This window comes from Phenylobacterium sp. P4_E10 (assembly GCF_056401675.1).
Genome location: NZ_JBFUIW010000012.1, coordinates 21,105 through 40,301 on the forward strand (window position 1 = coordinate 21,105; position 19,197 = coordinate 40,301).

General features: G+C 68.4%; 21 protein-coding genes. 12 read left to right on the top strand and 9 right to left on the bottom strand.

Going from position 1 to position 19,197, the window contains the following annotated elements; all coding sequences use genetic code 11:
* Positions 1-129: 129 nt before the first annotated feature.
* On the bottom strand, positions 130-516 hold the full coding sequence (locus tag AC1DQJ_RS14615) for a UrcA family protein (protein WP_477604525.1): 387 nt from the start codon (positions 514-516) through the stop codon (positions 130-132).
* A 96-nt stretch (positions 517-612) separates the two neighbouring features.
* Entirely contained in the window at positions 613-1,122 is a 510-nt protein-coding gene (locus AC1DQJ_RS14620; RefSeq protein ID WP_477604527.1) for an Lrp/AsnC family transcriptional regulator, read from the bottom strand.
* A 113-nt stretch (positions 1,123-1,235) separates the two neighbouring features.
* On the opposite strand from AC1DQJ_RS14620, the gene AC1DQJ_RS14625 reads away from it, so the two are divergent.
* The 3 genes from AC1DQJ_RS14625 to AC1DQJ_RS14635 are packed head-to-tail and all read left to right on the top strand — an operon-like array spanning position 1,236 to position 4,937.
* Positions 1,236-2,264, top strand: a complete 1,029-nt coding sequence (locus tag AC1DQJ_RS14625; RefSeq protein ID WP_477604529.1) for an arginine N-succinyltransferase — start codon at positions 1,236-1,238, stop codon at positions 2,262-2,264.
* On the top strand, positions 2,251-3,660 hold the full coding sequence (gene astD / locus AC1DQJ_RS14630) for a succinylglutamate-semialdehyde dehydrogenase (protein WP_477604531.1): 1,410 nt from the start codon (positions 2,251-2,253) through the stop codon (positions 3,658-3,660). The genes AC1DQJ_RS14625 and astD overlap by 14 nt, the downstream gene beginning before the upstream one ends.
* Complete coding sequence (locus AC1DQJ_RS14635; RefSeq protein ID WP_477604532.1) at positions 3,657-4,937, top strand: N-succinylarginine dihydrolase; 1,281 nt, start codon at positions 3,657-3,659, stop codon at positions 4,935-4,937. The genes astD and AC1DQJ_RS14635 overlap by 4 nt, the downstream gene beginning before the upstream one ends.
* Here AC1DQJ_RS14635 and AC1DQJ_RS14640 read toward each other — a convergent pair.
* Positions 4,934-5,221, bottom strand: coding sequence for a DUF6356 family protein (locus AC1DQJ_RS14640; RefSeq protein WP_477604534.1), 288 nt, complete (start codon positions 5,219-5,221; stop codon positions 4,934-4,936). The genes AC1DQJ_RS14635 and AC1DQJ_RS14640 overlap by 4 nt on opposite strands.
* Positions 5,222-5,258: 37 nt before the next feature.
* Between AC1DQJ_RS14640 and AC1DQJ_RS14645 the strand changes: the two genes are divergently transcribed.
* The 3 genes from AC1DQJ_RS14645 (at position 5,259) to AC1DQJ_RS14655 (ending at position 8,079) form a co-directional block, all read left to right on the top strand.
* On the top strand, positions 5,259-5,723 hold the full coding sequence (locus AC1DQJ_RS14645; RefSeq protein ID WP_477604536.1) for an Lrp/AsnC family transcriptional regulator: 465 nt from the start codon (positions 5,259-5,261) through the stop codon (positions 5,721-5,723).
* A gap of 46 nt (positions 5,724-5,769) precedes the next feature.
* Positions 5,770-7,167 carry an AMP-binding protein gene (locus AC1DQJ_RS14650; protein WP_477604538.1) on the top strand — a complete coding sequence of 466 codons (1,398 nt, stop codon included), beginning with the start codon at positions 5,770-5,772 and terminating at the stop codon, positions 7,165-7,167.
* 87 nt (positions 7,168-7,254) lie between these two features.
* Positions 7,255-8,079: a lysophospholipase gene (locus AC1DQJ_RS14655; RefSeq protein ID WP_477604540.1), complete on the top strand. Its 825-nt coding sequence runs from the start codon at positions 7,255-7,257 to the stop codon at positions 8,077-8,079.
* Between the two features lie 66 nt (positions 8,080-8,145).
* Here AC1DQJ_RS14655 and AC1DQJ_RS14660 read toward each other — a convergent pair whose 3' ends face one another.
* Entirely contained in the window at positions 8,146-8,943 is a 798-nt protein-coding gene (locus tag AC1DQJ_RS14660; protein ID WP_477604541.1) for a DUF1295 domain-containing protein, read from the bottom strand.
* A gap of 204 nt (positions 8,944-9,147) precedes the next feature.
* Between AC1DQJ_RS14660 and AC1DQJ_RS14665 the strand changes: the two genes are divergently transcribed.
* Positions 9,148-10,302 (top strand): hypothetical protein, encoded by a 1,155-nt coding sequence (locus AC1DQJ_RS14665; protein ID WP_477604543.1) that lies wholly within the window; start codon positions 9,148-9,150, stop codon positions 10,300-10,302.
* Here the strand turns inward: AC1DQJ_RS14665 and AC1DQJ_RS14670 are convergent.
* The 3 genes from AC1DQJ_RS14670 to AC1DQJ_RS14680 form a co-directional block, all read right to left on the bottom strand.
* Positions 10,291-11,340, bottom strand: coding sequence for an SO2930 family diheme c-type cytochrome (locus tag AC1DQJ_RS14670; RefSeq protein WP_477604545.1), 1,050 nt, complete (start codon positions 11,338-11,340; stop codon positions 10,291-10,293). The two genes, AC1DQJ_RS14665 and AC1DQJ_RS14670, sit on opposite strands and share 12 nt — an antisense overlap.
* A gap of 157 nt (positions 11,341-11,497) precedes the next feature.
* Complete coding sequence (locus tag AC1DQJ_RS14675) at positions 11,498-12,706, bottom strand: parallel beta-helix domain-containing protein (protein WP_477604547.1); 1,209 nt, start codon at positions 12,704-12,706, stop codon at positions 11,498-11,500.
* A 123-nt stretch (positions 12,707-12,829) separates the two neighbouring features.
* Positions 12,830-13,813, bottom strand: coding sequence for an aldo/keto reductase (locus AC1DQJ_RS14680; RefSeq protein ID WP_477604549.1), 984 nt, complete (start codon positions 13,811-13,813; stop codon positions 12,830-12,832).
* Between the two features lie 159 nt (positions 13,814-13,972).
* Here AC1DQJ_RS14680 and AC1DQJ_RS14685 point away from each other — a divergent pair, with 159 nt between their 5' ends.
* On the top strand, positions 13,973-14,497 hold the full coding sequence (locus tag AC1DQJ_RS14685; RefSeq protein WP_477604551.1) for a GNAT family N-acetyltransferase: 525 nt from the start codon (positions 13,973-13,975) through the stop codon (positions 14,495-14,497).
* 127 nt (positions 14,498-14,624) lie between these two features.
* Positions 14,625-15,626 (top strand): SphA family protein, encoded by a 1,002-nt coding sequence (locus tag AC1DQJ_RS14690; RefSeq protein WP_477604553.1) that lies wholly within the window; start codon positions 14,625-14,627, stop codon positions 15,624-15,626.
* 11 nt (positions 15,627-15,637) lie between these two features.
* Here AC1DQJ_RS14690 and AC1DQJ_RS14695 read toward each other — a convergent pair whose 3' ends face one another.
* On the bottom strand, positions 15,638-16,207 hold the full coding sequence (locus AC1DQJ_RS14695) for a TetR/AcrR family transcriptional regulator (RefSeq protein ID WP_477604555.1): 570 nt from the start codon (positions 16,205-16,207) through the stop codon (positions 15,638-15,640).
* A gap of 95 nt (positions 16,208-16,302) precedes the next feature.
* Here AC1DQJ_RS14695 and AC1DQJ_RS14700 point away from each other — a divergent pair, with 95 nt between their 5' ends.
* From AC1DQJ_RS14700 to AC1DQJ_RS14710, 3 genes are read left to right on the top strand one after another with little or no spacing between them, the layout of a single operon-like run.
* Positions 16,303-17,073: an SDR family NAD(P)-dependent oxidoreductase gene (locus tag AC1DQJ_RS14700; RefSeq protein WP_477604557.1), complete on the top strand. Its 771-nt coding sequence runs from the start codon at positions 16,303-16,305 to the stop codon at positions 17,071-17,073.
* Between the two features lie 10 nt (positions 17,074-17,083).
* On the top strand, positions 17,084-17,650 hold the full coding sequence (locus tag AC1DQJ_RS14705) for a hypothetical protein (protein WP_477604559.1): 567 nt from the start codon (positions 17,084-17,086) through the stop codon (positions 17,648-17,650).
* Positions 17,651-17,655: 5 nt separating this feature from the next.
* Positions 17,656-18,393, top strand: coding sequence for a dienelactone hydrolase family protein (locus tag AC1DQJ_RS14710; RefSeq protein WP_477604561.1), 738 nt, complete (start codon positions 17,656-17,658; stop codon positions 18,391-18,393).
* Here AC1DQJ_RS14710 and AC1DQJ_RS14715 read toward each other — a convergent pair.
* Positions 18,390-19,196 (bottom strand): phytanoyl-CoA dioxygenase family protein, encoded by an 807-nt coding sequence (locus AC1DQJ_RS14715; RefSeq protein ID WP_477604563.1) that lies wholly within the window; start codon positions 19,194-19,196, stop codon positions 18,390-18,392. The genes AC1DQJ_RS14710 and AC1DQJ_RS14715 overlap by 4 nt on opposite strands.
* Between the last annotated feature and the right edge of the window lies 1 nt (position 19,197).

The window sequence follows — 19,197 nt, forward strand, 5'->3', positions numbered from 1 at the left end:
TCGGAGGATACCAGCCTGCCGCGACGAATGGCCATTAAACGTCGGTAATTCAGAGGAATGAGCTCGGAGACAAAAGAGGCCCGACACGCCTTGGGCATGTCGGGCCAGCTCGGCAGGGGTTGGCGGCGGTTACTTCCGCGAGGCGAGCATGGTGGTCTGAACCTCCTGCTCGGCGTTGAGCGCGGTGACGATCGGGCTGTCGAGCGTGGCGACGGCCATGTCCACCGCCCGCTTGGCGCAGGCCTGCCTTTGGGCTGTCATTGAAAGCCGCAGGAGATCAGCGCGGGCGTCGCCGCAGATCTGGCGAGCAGCGTCATGCATGCGAACCAGGGCGATTTGCGCGCCGGAGCGTCGGTCAATGTTGAGGTCGGAGATCGGCACCCGGATCGAAACGTCGTCCATGGTGGCGTCTGAATAGGCGGCCGGCTCCATCACCGGTTCTTCCGCAAGGGCTGGGGCGAGCGGGACGAGGGCAAAAGCGAGAGCGGCGCAGACGGCGAACGGCTTGGCAGACATGGGGAGATGTCCCTTCGGATCTTGGCGCGGCGCCTGTGCGCCGGACAGCCGAGAGGAAGCGCCACCCGGGCGAGGTTCGACAGGACGTCGAACCGATCATCTGCCGATCAAACGCCGATCAACGGCGGGGGCGGCGCTGACCGGAGGGCCGCGGTAGGGCTTGGCGTCCTTCATGAGGATGTGGGAGGCGATCTTGTCCACGCCGAGCCCCTCCTGCAGCAGCCGGTCAGCCAGTTCGCCCCAGGCGCGGACGTCGGCGGCGACCACCTTGATCAGATAGTCGAACGGGCCGGAGACCTGGGCCGCCTCGACCACCTCGGGGATTTCGGCCAGCACCGCTTCGAAGTGCAGCAGGTCGGCGGGGCGGTGGCTCTTGAGCGTGACCTCGCCATAGACGGTGACGGTCGGGCGGATGCGCTCGATGTCCAGCCGGGCGTGGTAGCCGAGGATCAGGCGCTCGGATTCCAGACGGCGAACCCGGGCCAGGCAGGCGCTGGGAGAGAGGGCGACCTGGTCGGCCAAGGCCTGATTGGTGATGCGGCCGTCGACCTGAAGAATCGAAAGGATTTTGAGGTCGATCCGATCGAGAGAAGGATATCCGTCCAAGTCCTGGCCTTGCCGCATATTCTGCGGCGACGAATACCGTCTTCCGCCGCCCATTTCGAGGAATCCCTAGCACACTAAGCAGCTGAAGCTTCGATCATTCTGCGGAGGATGCCATGATCCCGTCCGGCGTCGTTGTCCGCCCGGCTGGCCCGGACGATCTGGAGGCCTTGCACGCCCTGGCGCTGAGCGCCGGGCTGGGGATGACCAACCTGCCGCCGTGTCGCGAGCGCCTGGGGGCGCTGCTGAGCAATAGCGCCGCGGCCCTGGCCGGACAGCGCAAGGCCGGCAGCCAGATCCTGCTGGTCATGGAGGCGCGCGCCGAAGACCGTGAGCGCGAAGTGGTCGGCACCGGCTGCATCTTCCCCAGCGTCGGCGGTGACTGGCCGTTCTATTCCTATCGCATCGGCCGGCTGCGCCAGACCTCGCAGGCGCTGGGCAAGGTGGTCGAGAACACCATCCTGACCCCGGTGAACGACTATGACGGCTCGGCCGAGGTCGGCGGGCTGTTCGTGCGGCCAGGCCTGCGCGGGATGGCCGGCGGGCGGCTGATGGCGCGCTCGCGCTACCTCTTCATGGCCGAGCATCGCGACTGGTTCGGCGACCGGGTGGTCTCGGAACTGCGCGGCTACCAGGACGAGGGCGGCCGCTCGCCGTTCTGGGAGGCGGTGGGGCGCAAGTTCTATGGCCTGGAGTTCAAGGAGGCCGACCGGATCAGCGTCGGCGCCGGCAAGCAGGTGATCGCCGACCTGGGTCCGAAGTACCCGATCTATCTGAACCTGCTGCCGAGCGATGCGGCGGCCTCGGTGGGGCAGTTCCATCCGGATGGCGCGCGCGCTCACGCCCTGCTGAGCGAGGAGGGTTTCCGGTTCGAGGGCTGCATCGACATCTTCGATGCGGGGCCGACCATGGTGGCCGACATCGACAACCTGAAGGCCGTGCGCGAGAGCCGGGTTTCGACCGTGACGGTCGTCGGCCCCTGCGAGGACGGTGTCGAGGTGCTGGCCTGCGCCGGGATCGCCGAGCGCTTCCGCGCCGCGCGCGGCAAGGTGTTGCAGAGCGGCGAGGCGCTGCAGATCAGTCCCGAGCTGGCCCGCGCCCTGGAAGTGAAAGTGGGAGACGTCGTGCGCCATGTCGAATTCTGAGCTGGTCTCCACCGACCCCTGCACCGGCGAGGAGGTCTGGCGCGGCGCGACGACGGCGGCCGGCGAGCTGGACGGGGTGCTGGCGCGGGCCCGCAGTGGCTTTGCCGCCTGGTCGACGCGGCCGCTGGAGGCGCGCCATGCGGTGGCGCGGGCCTTCGCCGAGCTGGCCAAGGCGCGGCGCGAGGAGATCGCCACTCTGCTGAGCCGGGAGACCGGCAAGCCGTTCTGGGAGACCCTGACCGAGGCCGACACCGTGGCCGGCAAGGTCGAAGTCTCCATCAAGGCGCAGGCCGAGCGGGCCGGCGAGCGACTGTCGGACGTCGCGGGCGGGCAGGCGCGGCTGGCGCATCGTCCGCACGGGGTGCTGGCGGTGATCGGGCCGTTCAATTTCCCCATGCACCTGCCGAACGGCCATATCGCGCCGGCGCTGCTGGCCGGCAATGCGGTGGTGTTCAAGCCGAGCGAGAAGACCCCGGCCAGCGGCCTGCTGCTGGCGCAGCTGTGGCGCGAGGCCGGCGTGCCCGAGGAAGCGCTGCAGGTCGTCGTCGGGGCCGCCGAGATCGCCAAGGCGCTGGTGGTGCATGACCAGGTCGACGGGGTGCTGTTCACCGGCGGGGTCGGGGCGGGGCAGGCGATCCATGTCGCCCTTGCAGACCAGCCGCAGAAGATCGTGGCCCTGGAGCTGGGCGGCAACAATCCGCTGGTGGTCTGGGACGTGGCCGACGTCGAGAGCGCGGCGCACCTGATCGTGCAGTCAGCCTATGTCTCGGCCGGGCAGCGCTGTTCCTGCGCGCGGCGGCTGATCGTGCCGCAGGGGGCGGTCGGCGAGCGCATTGTCGAGGCGCTGACCGCCGTGATCGACGCCATAGTGGTCGGCGCGCCGTTCGACGAGCCGCAGCCGTTCATGGGCCCGGTGATCGACCTGGCCAGCGCCCAGAACCTGCTCGAGGCGCAGGCGAGGCTGGGCGACCGGCGGATCCGCGAACTGAAGCAACTCGACCGGGCGCGGCCATTCCTGACGCCGGGGCTGGTGGACGTGACGGGCCTGAACGTCCCTGACCGCGAGAACTTCGGTCCGCTGCTGCAATTGATCCGCGCGCCGGACTGGAATTCCGCCATGGCGACCGCGAACGGGACGCGGTTCGGCCTGGCCGCCGGGCTGCTGTCGGACGACGAGGGACTCTATCGGCGGTTCTGGAGCCAGGCGCGGGCCGGGATCGTCAACTGGAACCGTCCGACCACGGGCGCGGCGGCGACCGCGCCGTTCGGCGGGCCGGGCCTGTCGGGCAACCACCGGCCGAGCGCCTACTACGCCGCCGATTACTGCGCCTATCCGGTGGCCAGCATGGAGGCGGCCGAGCCGAAGTTCCGTATCGCCACGGGGCTCATGGCGTGAGCGCAGTCGAGATCAATTTCGACGGCTTGCCGGGTCCGACACACAACTATGCGGGCCTGTCGCCCGGCAATGTCGCCAGCCAGAGCAATTTCGGCGAGGTCTCCTATCCGCGCGCCGCGGCGCTGCAGGGGCTGGCGAAGATGCGCACGGTGATGGAGCTGGGCCTGACCCAGGGCTTCCTGCCGCCGCCGCTGCGGCCCGCGGCTCAGGCGTTGCGGGCGTTCGGGTTCGTGGGCGGCGACGACGAGGTGCTGGCCGCCGCGGCAGAACAGGACCTGGCGCTGTTCCGGGCGGCGTGCTCGGCGTCGAGCATGTGGCGCGCCAATGCGGCGACGGTGCTGGCCGCGCCCGACACCGCCGACGGGCGAGTGCATCTAGTGACCGCAAACCTGGCGGGGATGCTGCACCGGAGCTTCGAGGCCGGCGAGACCTTCGCGCTGCTGAAGCGGGTGTTCGCCAGCGAGGACCGGTTCGCCGTGCACGGCCCGCTGCCCTCGGCTCGGCACTTCGGCGATGAAGGCGCGGCCAACCACATGCGGCTGGCGGCCAGCAACGGCGCGCCGGGGCTGAACGTGTTCGCGCACGGCGAGGCGACCCGCGGCGGGAACTTCCCCGAGCGCCAGAGCCTGCGCGCCAGCCGGGCGGCGGCGCGGCTGGCGGGGCTGGACGAGGAGCGCACCTTCTATGCCCTGCAGAACGCCGCGGCGGTGCAGGCCGGCGCTTTCCACAACGACGTGGTCGCGGTGGCCAACGCCAATGTGCTGTTCGCGCACCCTGAAGCCTTTGCGGACCCCGCACGGCTCTATGGCGACCTGCGCTCGAAACTGCCCAACCTGCACGTGGTCGAGACCTTCGGTGTAAGCCTGGCGGACGCGGTGTCGTCCTACCTGTTCAATTCGCAGCTGGTCAGCCTGGCGGACGGCGGCATGGCGCTGATCCTGCCCTCGGACGCCAAGGACAACGCCGCGGCGTGGGCGGCGGTGCAGGCGGCGCTGGCGGCCGACAATCCGATCTCCCGCGCGGTGGTGGTCGATGTGCGCGAGAGCATGCGCAACGGCGGCGGGCCGGCTTGCCTGCGGCTGCGCGTGCCGGTGGACGGACCGGCCAAGGCGGGGATCGATCCGCGCTTCATTCTCGACGCGGGACGCTGGGAGACCCTGGCGCGGGTGGTCGAGGCGCATTGGCCCGAGAAGATCGCGGCCGACGACCTGGTGAAGCCCGACCTCTGGCGACAGGCGCGCGAGGCGCATACGGCGCTGGAGGCGGCGCTCGGCTAGCGGCGGCTGCGCGCAGCCATCTGGGCGTGCAGCCGCTGGACGCACTGGCTGGCGGTCTTCTCGAACCAGAACGGGAAGATGGCGTGGACCAGACAGGCGGCGCCGGCGCTGATCATGGTGATGCCGAACGACCCGGCCTGGGCCAGGTGCTGGACGTAGGACTCGCCGATCGCGGAGGGGTGCCGAGTGAACGCGGCCAGCATGTCGATCTCCGGGCTCTTGGAGGTCCGATGATGGCGTCGGCGCTCGAGAAAGACGTTGTCGAATTCGCTGCGATCGGCCAAATTTGGAGAACAAAATTCTCCCAATAGAGCGATCGGCATGTCGTCTGTTCTCCTTGACCAGCTCGATCGGCGAATCCTGCGTGAGCTGCAGGTCGATGCGACGATCCCGATCGCCGAGCTGGCCGAACGGGTCGGGCTTTCGCAGACGCCCTGCTGGAAGCGGGTCAAGCGGCTGACCGACGAGGGGGTGATCGAGCGCAAGGTGGCGCTGCTGGCCCGCGAGAAGCTGGACCTGGGGCTGGTGGTGTTCGTCTCGCTGAAGACCAACCGTCACGACGAGGAATGGCTGGCCCAATTCGCCAAGGGCGCCTCGGCCCTGCCCGAGGTGGTGGAGATCTACCGGCTGGCGGGCGAAACCGACTACCTGCTGAAGGTCGTGGTCTGCGACATCGCGGCCTATGACCGGTTCTACAAGCGGCTGATCGCGACGGCGCCGCTGGACGATGTGAGCTCTGCGTTCGCGATGGAGCAGATCAAGTTCACGACGGCGCTGCCGGTGTAGGACTTCGCAGATGACACTTAGGCGCCCGACCCGCTAGTCAGTCGCCATGAACCTCTACGACCTGCTCGCCTCGCGTTTTCCCGCCGATCGGACCAAGCCGGCCTTCCTGCTGCCGGACGGGAGCGCGGTGTCCTATGGGACCCTGGAGGACGACGTGGCGCGGACCGCGGCGCTGTTGGTCGAATACGAGGTCGAGCCGGGCGACCGGGTGGCGCTGCAGTCGGAGAAGAGCGTCGAGGCGGTGGTCGTCTATCTGGCGACGCTGAAGATCGGCGCGGTCTTCCTGCCGCTCAACACCGCCTATACCGAGACCGAGATCGAGTACTTCATCGACGACGCCGAGCCGGTGCTGTTCGTCGAGGACGCGGTCGAGCTGGTGGCCGACGCGCGCAGCCGCGCGCCGCTGACGACCACCTTGGCGCGCGAGCCGGACGACCTGGCCTCGATCATCTACACCTCCGGCACGACCGGGCGCTCGAAGGGCGCGATGCTGAGCCACGGGGCTCTGGCGGCCAACGCCCAGGCGCTGCATCAAGCCTGGGGCTTCTCCGAGAGCGACGTGCTGCTGCACGCCCTGCCGATCTTCCATGTCCACGGGCTGTTCGTGGCGCTGCACTGCGCCTTCCTGTCGGGCGCGCCGATGGTCTGGCTGGCCAAGTACGACGACGCCCAGGTGATGGCGGGGCTGTCGAAGTCGACCGTGATGATGGGGGTGCCGACGTTCTACGTCCGGCTGCTGGCCAACGCCGGCTTCACGCGGGAGGCGGCGCAGCACATGCGGGTGTTCATCAGCGGCTCGGCGCCGCTGCTGGAGTCCACCTTCGCCGAGTTCGAAGCGCGCACCGGCCAGCGCATCCTCGAGCGCTACGGAATGAGCGAGGCGGTGATCATCACCTCCAACCCGTTGAATGGCGAGCGGATCGCCGGCAGCGTTGGCTATGCGCTGCCGGGCGTGGAGCTGCGGATCGGCGGCGGCGAGGAGACCGGGGTCATTGAGATCAAGGGGCCGAGCGTGTTCGGCGGCTATTGGCGGATGCCCGAGAAGACCGCCGAGGAGTTCACTGACGAGGGCTTCTTCATCACCGGCGACGTCGGGCGGCAGGACCCGGACGGGCGGGTCTGGATCTCTGGCCGGGCCAAGGACCTGATCATCTCCGGCGGCTTCAACGTCTATCCCAAGGAGATCGAGCTGATCCTCGACGAGATGGACGGCGTCACCGAGAGCGCGGTGATCGGCCTGCCGCATCCCGACTTCGGCGAGGCGGTGACGGCCGTGGTGATCGGGCAGGGCGACGAGGCGGCGATCATCGCGGCGCTGCGCGAGCGGCTGGCCGCGTTCAAGGCGCCCAAGAAGGTGTTCTTCGTCGACGAGCTGCCGCGGAACGCCATGGGCAAGGTGCAGAAGAACCTGCTGCGTGAGCGATATGCGGGCACGTACGGATAGCGCCACGCTTCGTCATCATGTTGAGATAGCGCTGTTCCGCATACCAAGGCTAGGTTGAGCGGCTACACCCAACTCAACGAGGATGACATGGCAGCGAGTGAAGAGTGGTTCGAAGGCGGCGCCGGCAAGATCTTCTTCCGGACCTGGCGGCCGGCGGGAACCGCCAAGGCGGTGGTGGTGATCAGCCACGGCTTCAATTCGCACAGCGGCCAGTACCTGTGGGTCGCGGAACAGCTGATCGGCCAGGGCTTCGCGGTCTACGCGCACGACTATCGCGGCCGCGGCCTCTCGGAGGGCGAGCGCCTGCATGTCGAACATGTCAGCGAGTACGAAGACGACCTGTCGCGCATGGTCGCCCTGGCCAAGTCGCGCGAGCCGGGTCTGCCGGTCTATCTGCTGGGTCATAGCGCCGGCGGGGTGATCGCCAGCACCTACGCTCTCGATCACCAGGTCGAGCTGGCGGGGCTGATCTGTGAGAGCTTCGCCTTCCGGGTGCCGGCGCCGGACCTGGCGCTGCAGGTGATCAAGGGGGTGAGCCATGTCGCCCCGGACCTGCCCGTCCTGAAGCTGAAGAACGTCGACTTCTCGCGCGATCCGGCGGTGGTGAAGTCGATGAACGAGGATCCGCTGATCCACGACGAAACCCAGCCGAGCATCACCGTGGCCGCCCTGCAGCGCGCCGACGAGCGGCTGACCAAGGAGATCCCGACAATCACCCTGCCGGTGCTGATCATTCACGGGACCGAAGACAAGGCGACGCTGCCGAAGGGCAGCCAGTTCTTCTACGACCACGCCGGAGCGACCGATAAAACCCTCAAGCTCTACGAGGGGCACTTCCACGACCTGCTGGCCGACATCGGCAAGGAAGGCGTGCTGGCCGGCATCGTCGCCTGGATCGACGCGCGGCTTTAGGGACCCAGGGTGTCATCCCGGTTCGGCTGCGCCGAAACCGGGATGACAGCTTGGGCTCCTAGCGATCTACGACCGCCGCGGCGGGAGCGGGATGAAGCCGGAGGTGCGGGCGACGTAGGCCTCGTACTCCGGCCGCTTGCGCCGCATCCGGCCCTCGACGGTGGGAACGCCGCTCCACTTGGTGAGCAGGAAGGTCAGCAGGATCGGACCGACGATCGAGGCCGCGCCGATGGCGCCGGTCTCGGCGGCGATCAGCCAGAGGCCCCACCAGGTCAGGGCGTCGCCGAAATAGTTCGGGTGGCGGGTGTAGCGCCATAGACCCGACTGCAGCACCTTGCCGGCGTTGGCCGGGTCGGCCTTGAAACGCGCCAGCTGATAGTCGCCGATCGTCTCGAAGCCGATGCCGACCACGGCGAGGGCCACGCCGGCCCAGGCTAGGGGGCCGAGATCGGTGCTCGGGGCGACCTGGCCCAGTTGGACCGGCAGGCAGGCGACGAACTGCAGCGGCGCCTGCATGGCGAAGACCAGCAGCAGCGAGGCCTTGGCGAAGCTCCAGCCGCGCTCGACCTCGGCCTTGCCCATCATCGTCGCGTAGCGGCGGTCGGCGCCATGCTTGCGCCAGCGCCAGAACAGGTAGCCGCCGAGGCGGACGCCCCAGAGCGTGCAAAGGAGGGTTAGCGCCAGGGCGTGCGGTCCCTGGGCGGCGGTCAGGGCGTAGGTGGTCCAGGCCATGATCACCATGCCGACCGGCCACCAGGCGTCGATGAAGCTCGGATCCCTGGTGCGCAAGGAAACCAGCCAGAGCAAAAGGAAGCAGGCGGCTGAAACGGCGGCGTTGGCGGCGACTATCTGACTGGCGAACATCACATCCCCCGATGGTGGTCTTGAGAACGATACGCGCTATGCGGACTTTCGTAAGCGGTCGGCTTGTCACACCCCTGTTCGCGGACCATAGTTCGCCGATCGGCGGAGGAGTCCCTCTATGCGTGGGAACAATTCTTAGCGCTCAGCGCCGCCTGACCTGCCTCTGAGCGGGTTTCTCACGCACTCCTATCCATCGGAATTTTCATGTCATTCTTTGGCAATGGCGCGGTCAACCGCGTCAATCTGCATTCTGGCGTCCGGGCTTTGGCCGAGGGCGCGGGCGGCATCTTCGTCCTGGTGTTCCTGCTGACGGCTGGCGTGCCGATTCCCGTAGCGCTGCTGACGCAGGCGGGAATCATCGCCGGGCGCTTCCTGCTACGCCCGCTCGTGGTTCCCCTGGCCAAGCGCTGGGGACTGAAGCCTCTGCTGATCGCGGGCACTCTAGGCGTGGCGCTGCAGTACCCGCTGCTGGCCCAGGTCCACGGGATTGGCGCGCCGCTGCTGGCGCTGGTGCTGGTCGCCTCGGCCGGGGAGGTGATCTACTCGATCACCTACAACGCTTACTACGCGGCGCTGGGCGACGCCGAGCATCGCGGTCACCAGCTTGGCGCGCGCGAAGCGCTGGTGGCGACGGCGGGGATCGCCGCCCCGTTGCTGGGGGCGCTGGCCTTGGTCAAGCTGGGACCCGGGATCGCCTTCGCCTGCGTCGGGCTGGTGCAGGCGCTGGCGGCGGCGCCGCTGCTGGGCCTGCCCAACGTCCGAGTGAAGGAAGCCGCGCCGGGCGCGTTCAACGCGGCCTGGCCGGCGGTGGCGCTCTGGGCGGTCGACGGCTGGTTCGACGCCTTCTTCTTCTACACCTGGCACATCGCGCTATTCGTCTCCCTCGGCCAAAGCCTGCCGGTTTATGGCGGGGCGATGGCGCTGGCGGGGCTGGCCGGCGCGGTCGGGACCCTAGCCCTGGGCCGGCACATCGACGCCGGTCACGGGCGACGGGCGGTTTGGATTGCCTTTGGCCTAGCGGTTCCCATCGTGCTGCTGCGGGCCGCGGGGGTCGGCTCGCCGACCCTGGCGGTGATCGCCAACGCGCTGGGCGCCTTCCTGATGCCGATGCTGGGGCCGGTGATGGCCGGGGCCGTCTACAACCTCGCCAAGGCGTCGCCGTGCCCGGTGCGGTTCCTTGTGGCGGCCGAGGCGGGATGGGACGTGGGCTGCTTCTTCGCCTGCCTGATCGCCGCCGGCCTGGCGTTCGCCGGCGCCTCGATGTCGCTGGCGCTGCTGCTCGGCCTGCCGGGCATTGCGATGGGGATCGTGCTGCTGCGCCGGCAGTACCCCGCCGCGGCCGCGGCCCTACGGCCTTAGGCTGGCGATGTAGTCGGCGATGAGGGCGACGCCTTCGTCGTGAACCACGGAGCGGCCGAGCTCAGGCATCATCACCCCGGGTTCGGCCGACTTCATCCGGTGCAGCAGGATCGACTGCTCCGGATGGCCAGGCGCGATCGAGACCTCCAGCCCGCCGGAGCCGCGGCCGGCGGCGACCGGGCGCTTGCCGATGCCCTGGGCCGCGGGCCGGGCTTCTTCCAGATCGAGGTTGAGGCCCGAGTTCGAGGCCATGCCGGCGGCGTTGTGGCAATGGGCGCAGTTGGCGTCGAGATAGGCGCGGCCGCGGGCGCTAATCGCTTCGCGCGGGTCATCCCAGATCGCGGTGCGCGGGGCGGCGGCCGGAGCCGGCGCGCCGTTCAGCAGGCCGACCCGGGTCCAGTGGGCGAGCTGGTTCTCCTTGCCCGCGGCGTAGGCGTGGTCGCTGTTGAGATTGCGGGCCTTGGGGCCGATCGGCGCAAGCTCGCCGGCCAGGGAATGGCATTCCTTGCACTGGTTGGCGTTGGGCACGGCGTAGTCGATGCGGCGGGTCTCGCCCTTGGCGTCGACGAAGCTGACGTCGAGCCGGGTTCCTGCCCGCTTGAGCACGGCCTTGGTCTGGTCCTCGTTCCAGACATAGGCGAGCGCCGTCCAGCCGGAAGCCTGGCGGATCAGCAGGCGGGTCTCGAGGTAGCGGATCTTCTCGGCCGGCCGGCGGAAGTCAGCCGGATAGGTGAAGGTCTTCACCAGGGTCGCGCCGAGGGGGAAGTCGAGCGCGCCCGTCGGCCGGTACTGCGCCTTGGTCCCCGGCGGCAGGTAGATGAAGCGGGACTTCTCGGCGTAGTCGCTGAATAGCGCGGTGTTGAGCGAGTAAGGCGTCAGGCCGGCGTTGGGCGCGCGGCCGCCGGGGTCGTTGAACAGCCGATAGGCGTCGAGACCCGCCGCCGGGGTCTCGGCCAGCAGCGCGTCGAGCGCCACCGGCGCAGGCGGCGGCGCTGCGCCGAGGCAGAGCAGGGCGGCGAGGATGACGAAGCTTCGCACGTAATTTCCTCCCCCATTCATGGGGGAGGGGGACCGGCGCAGCCGGTGGAGGGGGCGAGACTGGGCGCCGAGCTTGAGGCCGCCCCCTCCACCACCCTTCGGGCGGTCCCCTTCCCCCGCTTTGCAGGGGAGGAAGACGTCCATGCAGCCGCATGCCTCATGGCGCGAGCTGGGCCTGGGCCGCCGGAAGCACGACAGGCTTGGGCTCGGCGATGCCGGCCTCGCCCAGGGTGGGGCTGAGCGAGGGCGCGGCCTTGTCGGTGGCGCCGGGGGCGGGGAGGTTGAGGTTCACGATCGGGCCGTCCTTCAACCAGACCTTCACCGACTCGGCGTTGCCGGCGTGCTTGACGACGCCGTCCCACATCACCGGCGGCAGCGCGCCGCCGAACGCCTTGGCCAGCATCTCGCCGCCGGCGAAGTCCGGCTTGAAGCCGTTCTTGCCGATCTTGTTGTCGCGCACGACGATATCGCGGGGCAGGGGGTTGTAGGTCTTGTCGTCGAACGCCTGAACGTAGGAGACCAGCATCACCGCGGCGGTCTGGTTGCCGTCGATGATGTTTTCGAAGACGTGGACGTTCTTGTTGGCCATCAGCATGACGCCGGTCCCGACCGGGACGCTGGCGACGATGTTGCCCTTGGGCGCGAAGTTCGGGGTATCGTTGGCGACCACCTGATTGCGGAACAGACGGGTGGAATGGCCGCCCATCTGCGGCAGGTTGGGCAAGTCGAAGACCAGGATCCCGCCGGTGTTGTGGGTGGCGACGTTGTCGAAGACGTCGGCGTACATCGAGTTCTCGATCTCGATGCCGGCGACGTTGAACTCGGCGCGGCTGTTCTTGACGACGATGTTCTTGGACTGGCCGACATAGATGCCGGCGTCCGAGGCGCCGCGGACGGTGACGCGATCGATCAGGACGTTGGTCGAGGTGACGGGATAGACGCCGTAGGCGCCGTTGGTCTCGTTGGGGCCGCCAGTCCATTCGACGGTCAGGGCCAGGAAGCTGATCTGGTCGGCGCCCTTGGACTTGATGCCGTCGCCCTTGGTGTCCTGGACGGAGAGGTCGCGGACGGTGACCCCGTCGGAGGTGATCAGCAGCCCTTCGCCGGCGCCCTTTTGGCCCTTGAAGGAGAGGATGGTCTTGTCCTGTCCGGCGCCCTTCACGGTGACCTTGTCGACATCGAGGGAGAGGCCGTCGGTGAACTCGAAGCGGCCGGCGCCGAGCGCGACCACGTCGCCGGGCTTGGCGTCGAGCAGGGCCGTCTGCACCCGCTCCTGGGCGTCCGCCCCAGCGGCTACGGCGATGGTCTTGGCCTGAGCCAGGCTGGCCGTGGCGCACAGCGCCAGGGCCAAGGCGGCGGTCTTCATGGTGCTTCCCCCGGGGCGCCTGAATCACGCCCGCTTATGGCAGGGAGGGTGCCGGTGTTCCGTCAGGGAAATCAACGCGACGAAATTCCTCCCCCGCTATGCAGGGGAGGAATTGGAACCGCCTTACGCGTTGACCAGGGTCATGCCGCGTTCGTCGTAGCGCTCGCCGGCGACCTTGGCGGCCAGGGCGTCGAGGCTGGCGCGTTCGCCCTGCGTCAGCGTCACATCGGCGGCGCCGAGGTTGGACTGCAGGTTGGCCAGCTTTGTGGTGCCGGGGATGGCGACGACGCTCTGGCTGGCCGCCAGCACCCAGGCCAGGGCGACCTGGGAGGCGTTGGCGCCCTTGGTCTTGGCCAACTTCTCGATCTCTTCGACCAGGGCGAGGTTGGCCTCGTAGGCGTCGCCCTTGAAGCGGGGCGAGACGTTGGCGCGGTAGTCGTTCCCTTCCGGCTTGTGGTCACGGGTGAAGGCGCCAGTCAGCATGCCGCGGCCGAGCGGGGAGTAGGCGACGACGGCGACGCCGGTCTGCTCGCAGAGCGGCAGCACCTCCTTCTCGATGTCGCGGGTGAAGATCGAATACTCCCACTGCACGGCGGCGATGGGATGGACGGCTTGAGCGCGGCGCAGGCTGTCAGCATTGACCTCGGAGAGGCCGAGGGCCTTGACCTTGCCCTCCTGGACCAGCTTGGCCATTGCGCCGACGGTTTCCTCGATCGGGCGGCTGGGGTCCTTGCGGTGCAGGTAGTAGAGATCGACATGGTCGGTCTTCAGCAGGCGCAGCGACTGCTCGATGGCGCGGCGCATGTTGTCTTCCGAGCCGTCGACGCCGGTGACAGTGCGGGTGGCCAGGTCGCCGACCGGACCGAACTTGGTGGCGATGAAGGCCTTGTCGCGACGGTCGTGGAAGGCTGCGCCGAGCAGGGTTTCGTTGGCGCCGAAGCCGTAGAGTTCGGCGGTGTCGAAGTGGTCGACGCCGAGGTCCAGCGCTTCGTGGAGCAGCTTGACCGCGTCGGCCTCGGCCATCGCTTCGCCATAGGCGATGGACATGCCCATGCAGCCCAGGCCAATGGCGTTGAGGTCTCGGCCGGCGATTTTCCGACGGATCATGGGAGGCTCCGATTATGGATAAGAGTGGTGATGTGAGCGCTCACTCACAACGCGTAGGTAGGAGCTATGGCGAAAAGCGTCAAGGGAACCGCCGCGTTCCTTCCCTGAGGAAAATTCAGGCTGGCATAGTCGCGTAAGTAGTGGATGTCTGAGATCGCCATGAAGTTATTCGAAGCCAAGCCCGCCGATCTGGCGGACGTCGCCCAGTTGGTGAACTCGGCCTATCGCGGGGAGACCTCGCGACAGGGTTGGACCACCGAGGCCGACTATCTGGACGGCCAGCGCACCGATCCGGAGGCGCTGGCGCAAGACCTCGCCGACGAGCCGCGTGCGCGGCTGATGACCCTGCGTGATGCGGACGGCGGGACGCTGCTCGGCTGTGTGTGGTTGGAGCCGACCGACGAGGACGCCTGGTACCTTGGCATGCTGACCGTGCGGCCGGACATCCAGGACCGCCAGCTGGGCCGGACCATGCTGAGCGCGGCGGAGGAGTTCGCACGCGGGCAGGGCGCCAAGCAGATCCGCATGACGGTGGTGCAGGTGCGCGACACCCTGATCGCCTGGTACCGCCGGCGGGGCTACGCGCCGACCGGAGAGACGCTGCCGTTCCCCTATGACGACCAACGATTTGGCGAGCCGCGGCGGGACGACCTGCACTTCATCGTCATGGAGAAGGCGCTCTAGCCGAGGCGCGCGCCTTTCCGACCAGGCGGGATCGTTGGTCCGCTGCGGACCAACCTAGGGTTTCACCCCATGGGCGTCTAAGTGGCCAGAGGCCACCATCGCAGGCCGTCTTAGAGGGGAAGCTGCGATGGACAAGCGCGCCAAGAAGACCACCCTGATCGGCTGCGGCGTGGCGATGGCAGGCGCCCTGCTGGCCGGCGAAGCGAGCGCATCGGAAGGCGGGGCGAGCGTCTATCTGCTGGGCTCCGGCGGTCCTGGCGTCGCCATTCTGCCGCCGCTGGCAGGGATATTTTTCTCTACCACCCAGTATCACTATGACGGCTCGGCGGAAGGCGGCAGGCAGTTTCCGGTCGGCGGCAACGTGGTCGCGGGGCTGGACGCCAAGGTCAATGCGAACTTCTCCACGCTGCTCTGGGTCCCCTCCACCGACGTGATGGGCGGCACGTTGGCGCTGGGCGGGGTTGTACCGATCGGTGGTCCGGACATCACGGTTTCGGCGGTGCTCACTGGTCCGCTGGGCAATCAGTTCGGCGCGTCAGGCAGCGATTCCGCCTTCGTCGTCGGCGATCCGCTGCTGACCGGAATGCTTGGCTGGACGAACGGCGACGTCCACATCACCGCCAGCACCCTGATCAACATTCCGATCGGGGAGTATCGCGAGGACGGGCTGGCCAACCTGGCGTTCCACCGCTGGGCGGCCGACGTGTCGCTGGCCGCGACCTGGCTGGACGAGAAGGCCGGCTGGGACGTGTCGGGCAAGGCGGGCTTCACCTTCAACGGCGAGAACGACTACACCCAGTACACCACGGGCACGGAGTTCCACGCCGAGGCCGCGGTGGAGAAGAAGTTCAACAAGTCCTTCTCCGCCGGCGTCCAGGGCTACTACTTCAACCAGGTGAGCGGCGATTCAGGCCCCGGCGCGCGGCTCGGCCCCTTCAAGGGCGAGGTGGCCGCCGTCGGCGCAACGGCGGCTTACAACTTCCTGCTGTTCGGCAAGGCGCCGGCGACCCTGCGGCTGCACGCGATCAAGGAGTTCGACGCCACGAACCGGCTAGAAGGGGAGTCGATCTTCCTCGACTTCTCGATGCCGCTGCACGTGAACATGCCGTCGGGCGCGGCCGCGCCCTAGGGCGGGCCGCGCTAGGCGCGCCAGGAATCCAGCACCGCCTCGGCGGCGGCGTCGAGCTCGTCCTCTGTCCAGCGGCGGCCCTTGAGCTCGGTCTTCAGCAGGTAGCCGACCGGCGCGAAGAACAGGTTGCCCAGCAGGTCGCCGGGGAGGTCCTTGAATTGGCCCTTTTCGATCCCGGCTTTGCGCAGGCGGCCCACTGCGGCGGCGATCTGTTCATGAGCCGCGCCGCCCTCGCGCTTGGAGAGCGAGGATTCGGCGAAGCGCTGGCCGAACATGAAGGCGTCGGTGTCGGCGCGGTAGGCGTCGTAGAGCGTGCGCCAGACGCGCTTGAGGCGGGCGTCGGGATCCTCTTCGGCCGCCTCGCCATCGCTGATGGCCTCGAAGATCGCACTCTTGATGCCGCGATAGACCTCGATCAGCAGATCGTCCTTGGACGGGAAGTGCCGATAGAGCGTGCCTTCGGCGACGCCGGCTTCGGCGGCGATGGCGGCGGTGGTGGCCGCTTCCAGCCCGTCGCGCGCGCCGATCTGCAGGGCGGCGCGAAGCAGCTTTTCCTTGGTGCTTGTAGTGGCGGTGAGCATGGGCTCACAAATTGTCGGCGCGCTCTGCGTGTCAAGTCTGCGCAAGCGTCGCAGGGCAGGCTAGAACCTCGTCCAACGAACATTGGGAGCGGAACATGGACCTGGGTCTCAAGGGCAAGAAAGCCGTCGTCACCGGCGGCACGCGCGGCATCGGACGAGCGATCGCCGATCTGCTGGCCGATGAAGGCTGCGACGTCGCGGTCTGCGCGCGCAACGCCGAGCAGGTGGCCGCGGCGGTCAAGGACTTGGAGGCAAAGGGCGTCAAGGCGTTCGGCCAGGCGGTGGACATCGCCGACGGTCCGGCGCTGCAGGGCTTCGTGCGCGCGGCCGGGGACGCGCTGGGGGGCATCGACGTGCTGGTCTCCAACGCCAGCGCCCTGGTGCAGGGCAGCGGCGAGGCCGAGTGGCGCAGCATGTTCGAGATCGACATTCTGGGCGCGGTGCGCACCTTCGAGGCGGCTCGGCCGTTCCTGGAGAAGGCCGGCGAGACCCATGGCGATGCGGCCTTCCTGATCACCTCGTCGGTCTCGGCGGCGGAGGCTACGGGGGCCTCGGCCTACGGGGCGATGAAGGCGGCGCTAATCCACTACGCCAAGGGCCTGGCGCGCGAGAATGCGGCCAAGCACATCCGGGCCAATGTGGTCTCGCCAGGCACGGTGTTCTTCGAGGGCGGGGTCTGGGGCAATGTGAAGGCCGGGATGCCGGGCTTCTTCGATCAGATGATCAAGCGCAATCCGACCGGCCGAATGGCGACGCCGGAAGAGGTGGCGGCGGCGACCGTGTTCCTGGCCAGCCCGCGCTCGGCCTTCACCACCGGGATCAACATGCTGGTCGACGGCGCGATCTCTTCGCGCGTCAATTTTTAGGGCCAAGCCTTTGGAATACGACTATTTTCAGCTGACTCTGGGCCGGGAGCGCACGGCCCAGAAGGCGCTGGCGGACCGCCTGTACGCCGGCAGCGGGACCCGAGCGGTGTTCGCGCCGCTGCTCGGCTTCGCCTCGGATCAGGCGCTGGTGCTGGCGGCCGCGGGAACCGACCTCGCCGGCGCGCAGGGCGTGGTCGCCAGCGAGCGCCACAGCCTGACGCCGACCCTGCGGCCCACCGCCGAAGCGCCTCTGCAAGCCGGCGGAATCTACGTCCACAACTGGTTCACGATCGACGGCGGGGCGGTGGACGAGTTCGTGCGGCTGTCCGGCGAGGCCTGGCCGGACTTCGAGGCGCGGTTCGAGACCAAGATCTATGGCCTGTTCCTGGCCGCCGAGACTGACGCCGACCGGGCGAGCGGCGCGCGCCGACTGCTGCTGATGACCCGCTACCGCGACCTCGGCGAGTGGCAGGTCTCTCGCGATCCCACCAGCGACGCCATGCAGGTGTTCCTGCGCCGCCGCGAACTGACCCGCGTCTCGCTGGCGCGGGCCTGCTTCCTCATGCCCAGGAGCTGACCCCAGTGATCGAGCAGACCATCGACATCCCCACCAAGGACGGGGCGACCACCACCTTCGTCGTCCACCCTGAGCGAGGCGGGCCGCATCCGCTGATCCTGTTCTACATGGACGCCCCGGCGATCCGCGAGGAGCTGCGCGATATGGCCCGGCGGCTGGCCAGCGCCGGCTACTACGTGATGCTGCCCAACCTGTACTACCGGGCCGGGGTGCTGGAGCTGGGGCCGCTGTCGCCCGATCCGAACGATCCGAGCCGAGCGCGGATGTTCGAGCTGATGAACGGCTTGAGCATCGCCATGGTGATGGACGACACCGACGCGTTGGTGGCGTTCGCGGAAGGGCAGCCGGCGGCCTCGACGGCGAAGGTCGGCTGCGTCGGCTACTGCATGAGCGGCCAGTTCTCGATCAACGCGGCGGCGCGCCATGCCGACAAGGTGAGGGCGGCCGCATCGATCTATGGGACTTTCCTGGTCACCGACAAGGACGACAGCCCGCACCTAGCCGCGCCCAAGTCGGAGGCGGAGCTCTATTTCGCCTGCGCCGAGATCGACCGCTGGGCGCCGCTGGAGATGGTGCAGATGTTGAGCGCCTCTCTGAGCGCCGACGAGGTCAACGCCGAGGTCGAGCTCTATCCCAAGGTCGAGCACGGCTTCGCCTTCCCGCAGCGCGCGGCCTACGACAAGGCTAGCGCCGAGCGCCACTGGGAGCGGCTGAACGCCCTGTTCGCGCGGAACTTGAGCTAGCGGTCGACCGGCGCGATCCAGTCGTCCTCAAGGCTCTTGAGGGGGTGGGAGCCGGTGACTTGGCCCATGAAGGGCGGCCAGATGTTGTAGCCGAGCAGGTCCTGCAGGCGAGGCGACATCGCCTTCGCCCGCTCGCGCGGAACGCCGAGGTAGAAGTTCTCCTGGGTGCGGCCCCACGGCTCGCAATACTGGTTGGTGAAGGCCAGGCGCGGGGCGTCTGAGCGGTTTGCGCCGCCGCGATGCACCAGAGTGCCCTGGAAGATGATGGCCCCGCCGGCCGGCATGATCACGGGACGAAGCATTGAGAGAGCCTCCTGCGGCGACAGGGCGGCGATGTCGGCGTCGCTCCAGAGATGGCTGCCCGGGATGATCTCGGTGGCGCCGTTTGTGTCGGTGAAGGCGTCAATCGCCCCGATCAGCGAGAAACTGATGGCCGGGCGCGGGCGCGGCTGGCGGTAGAAGCCGTCGTCCGTGTGGAGCGCCTGAGCGGCCTCGCCAGGATGGATGCAGATGGCCTGGCTGGCGGTCAGCAGGTAGCTGGGCTGCAGGAAGCGGTCGAGCAGGGCGAGCAGGCGCGGCTCGGCGGTCAGGTCCTCGAACACCTTGCCGCGGGCGACCAGGGTGTAGACCCGTTCGGTGGCGAAGCCTTCGAAGGCATTGCGGCCATGGTGCGAGCCGAGGTGTGGGGCCAGCGCCGTGCGGGCGGCGGCGAGCATCGCGGCGTCGGTGAAGTCCTCGATGACGGTGAAGCCGTCGACCGTCAGCCTCTGGACATGAGCCTCGATGTCAAACGGATCTGACATG

What these genes read in the sequence shown, in the direction of transcription:
- AC1DQJ_RS14700 (WP_477604557.1), top strand. Translation starts at nt 16,303, where the DNA reads ATGGACCTGGGTCTCAAGGGCAAGAAAGCCGTCGTCACCGGCGGCACG.
- AC1DQJ_RS14695 (WP_477604555.1), bottom strand. Translation starts at nt 16,207, where the DNA reads ATGCTCACCGCCACTACAAGCACCAAGGAAAAGCTGCTTCGCGCCGCC.
- AC1DQJ_RS14625 (WP_477604529.1), top strand. Translation starts at nt 1,236, where the DNA reads ATGATCCCGTCCGGCGTCGTTGTCCGCCCGGCTGGCCCGGACGATCTG.
- astD (WP_477604531.1), top strand. Translation starts at nt 2,251, where the DNA reads ATGTCGAATTCTGAGCTGGTCTCCACCGACCCCTGCACCGGCGAGGAG.
- AC1DQJ_RS14715 (WP_477604563.1), bottom strand. Translation starts at nt 19,196, where the DNA reads ATGTCAGATCCGTTTGACATCGAGGCTCATGTCCAGAGGCTGACGGTC.
- AC1DQJ_RS14665 (WP_477604543.1), top strand. Translation starts at nt 9,148, where the DNA reads ATGTCATTCTTTGGCAATGGCGCGGTCAACCGCGTCAATCTGCATTCT.
- AC1DQJ_RS14680 (WP_477604549.1), bottom strand. Translation starts at nt 13,813, where the DNA reads ATGATCCGTCGGAAAATCGCCGGCCGAGACCTCAACGCCATTGGCCTG.
- AC1DQJ_RS14645 (WP_477604536.1), top strand. Translation starts at nt 5,259, where the DNA reads ATGTCGTCTGTTCTCCTTGACCAGCTCGATCGGCGAATCCTGCGTGAG.
- AC1DQJ_RS14655 (WP_477604540.1), top strand. Translation starts at nt 7,255, where the DNA reads ATGGCAGCGAGTGAAGAGTGGTTCGAAGGCGGCGCCGGCAAGATCTTC.
- AC1DQJ_RS14650 (WP_477604538.1), top strand. Translation starts at nt 5,770, where the DNA reads ATGAACCTCTACGACCTGCTCGCCTCGCGTTTTCCCGCCGATCGGACC.
- AC1DQJ_RS14685 (WP_477604551.1), top strand. Translation starts at nt 13,973, where the DNA reads ATGAAGTTATTCGAAGCCAAGCCCGCCGATCTGGCGGACGTCGCCCAG.
- AC1DQJ_RS14660 (WP_477604541.1), bottom strand. Translation starts at nt 8,943, where the DNA reads ATGTTCGCCAGTCAGATAGTCGCCGCCAACGCCGCCGTTTCAGCCGCC.
- AC1DQJ_RS14690 (WP_477604553.1), top strand. Translation starts at nt 14,625, where the DNA reads ATGGACAAGCGCGCCAAGAAGACCACCCTGATCGGCTGCGGCGTGGCG.
- AC1DQJ_RS14675 (WP_477604547.1), bottom strand. Translation starts at nt 12,706, where the DNA reads ATGAAGACCGCCGCCTTGGCCCTGGCGCTGTGCGCCACGGCCAGCCTG.
- AC1DQJ_RS14615 (WP_477604525.1), bottom strand. Translation starts at nt 516, where the DNA reads ATGTCTGCCAAGCCGTTCGCCGTCTGCGCCGCTCTCGCTTTTGCCCTC.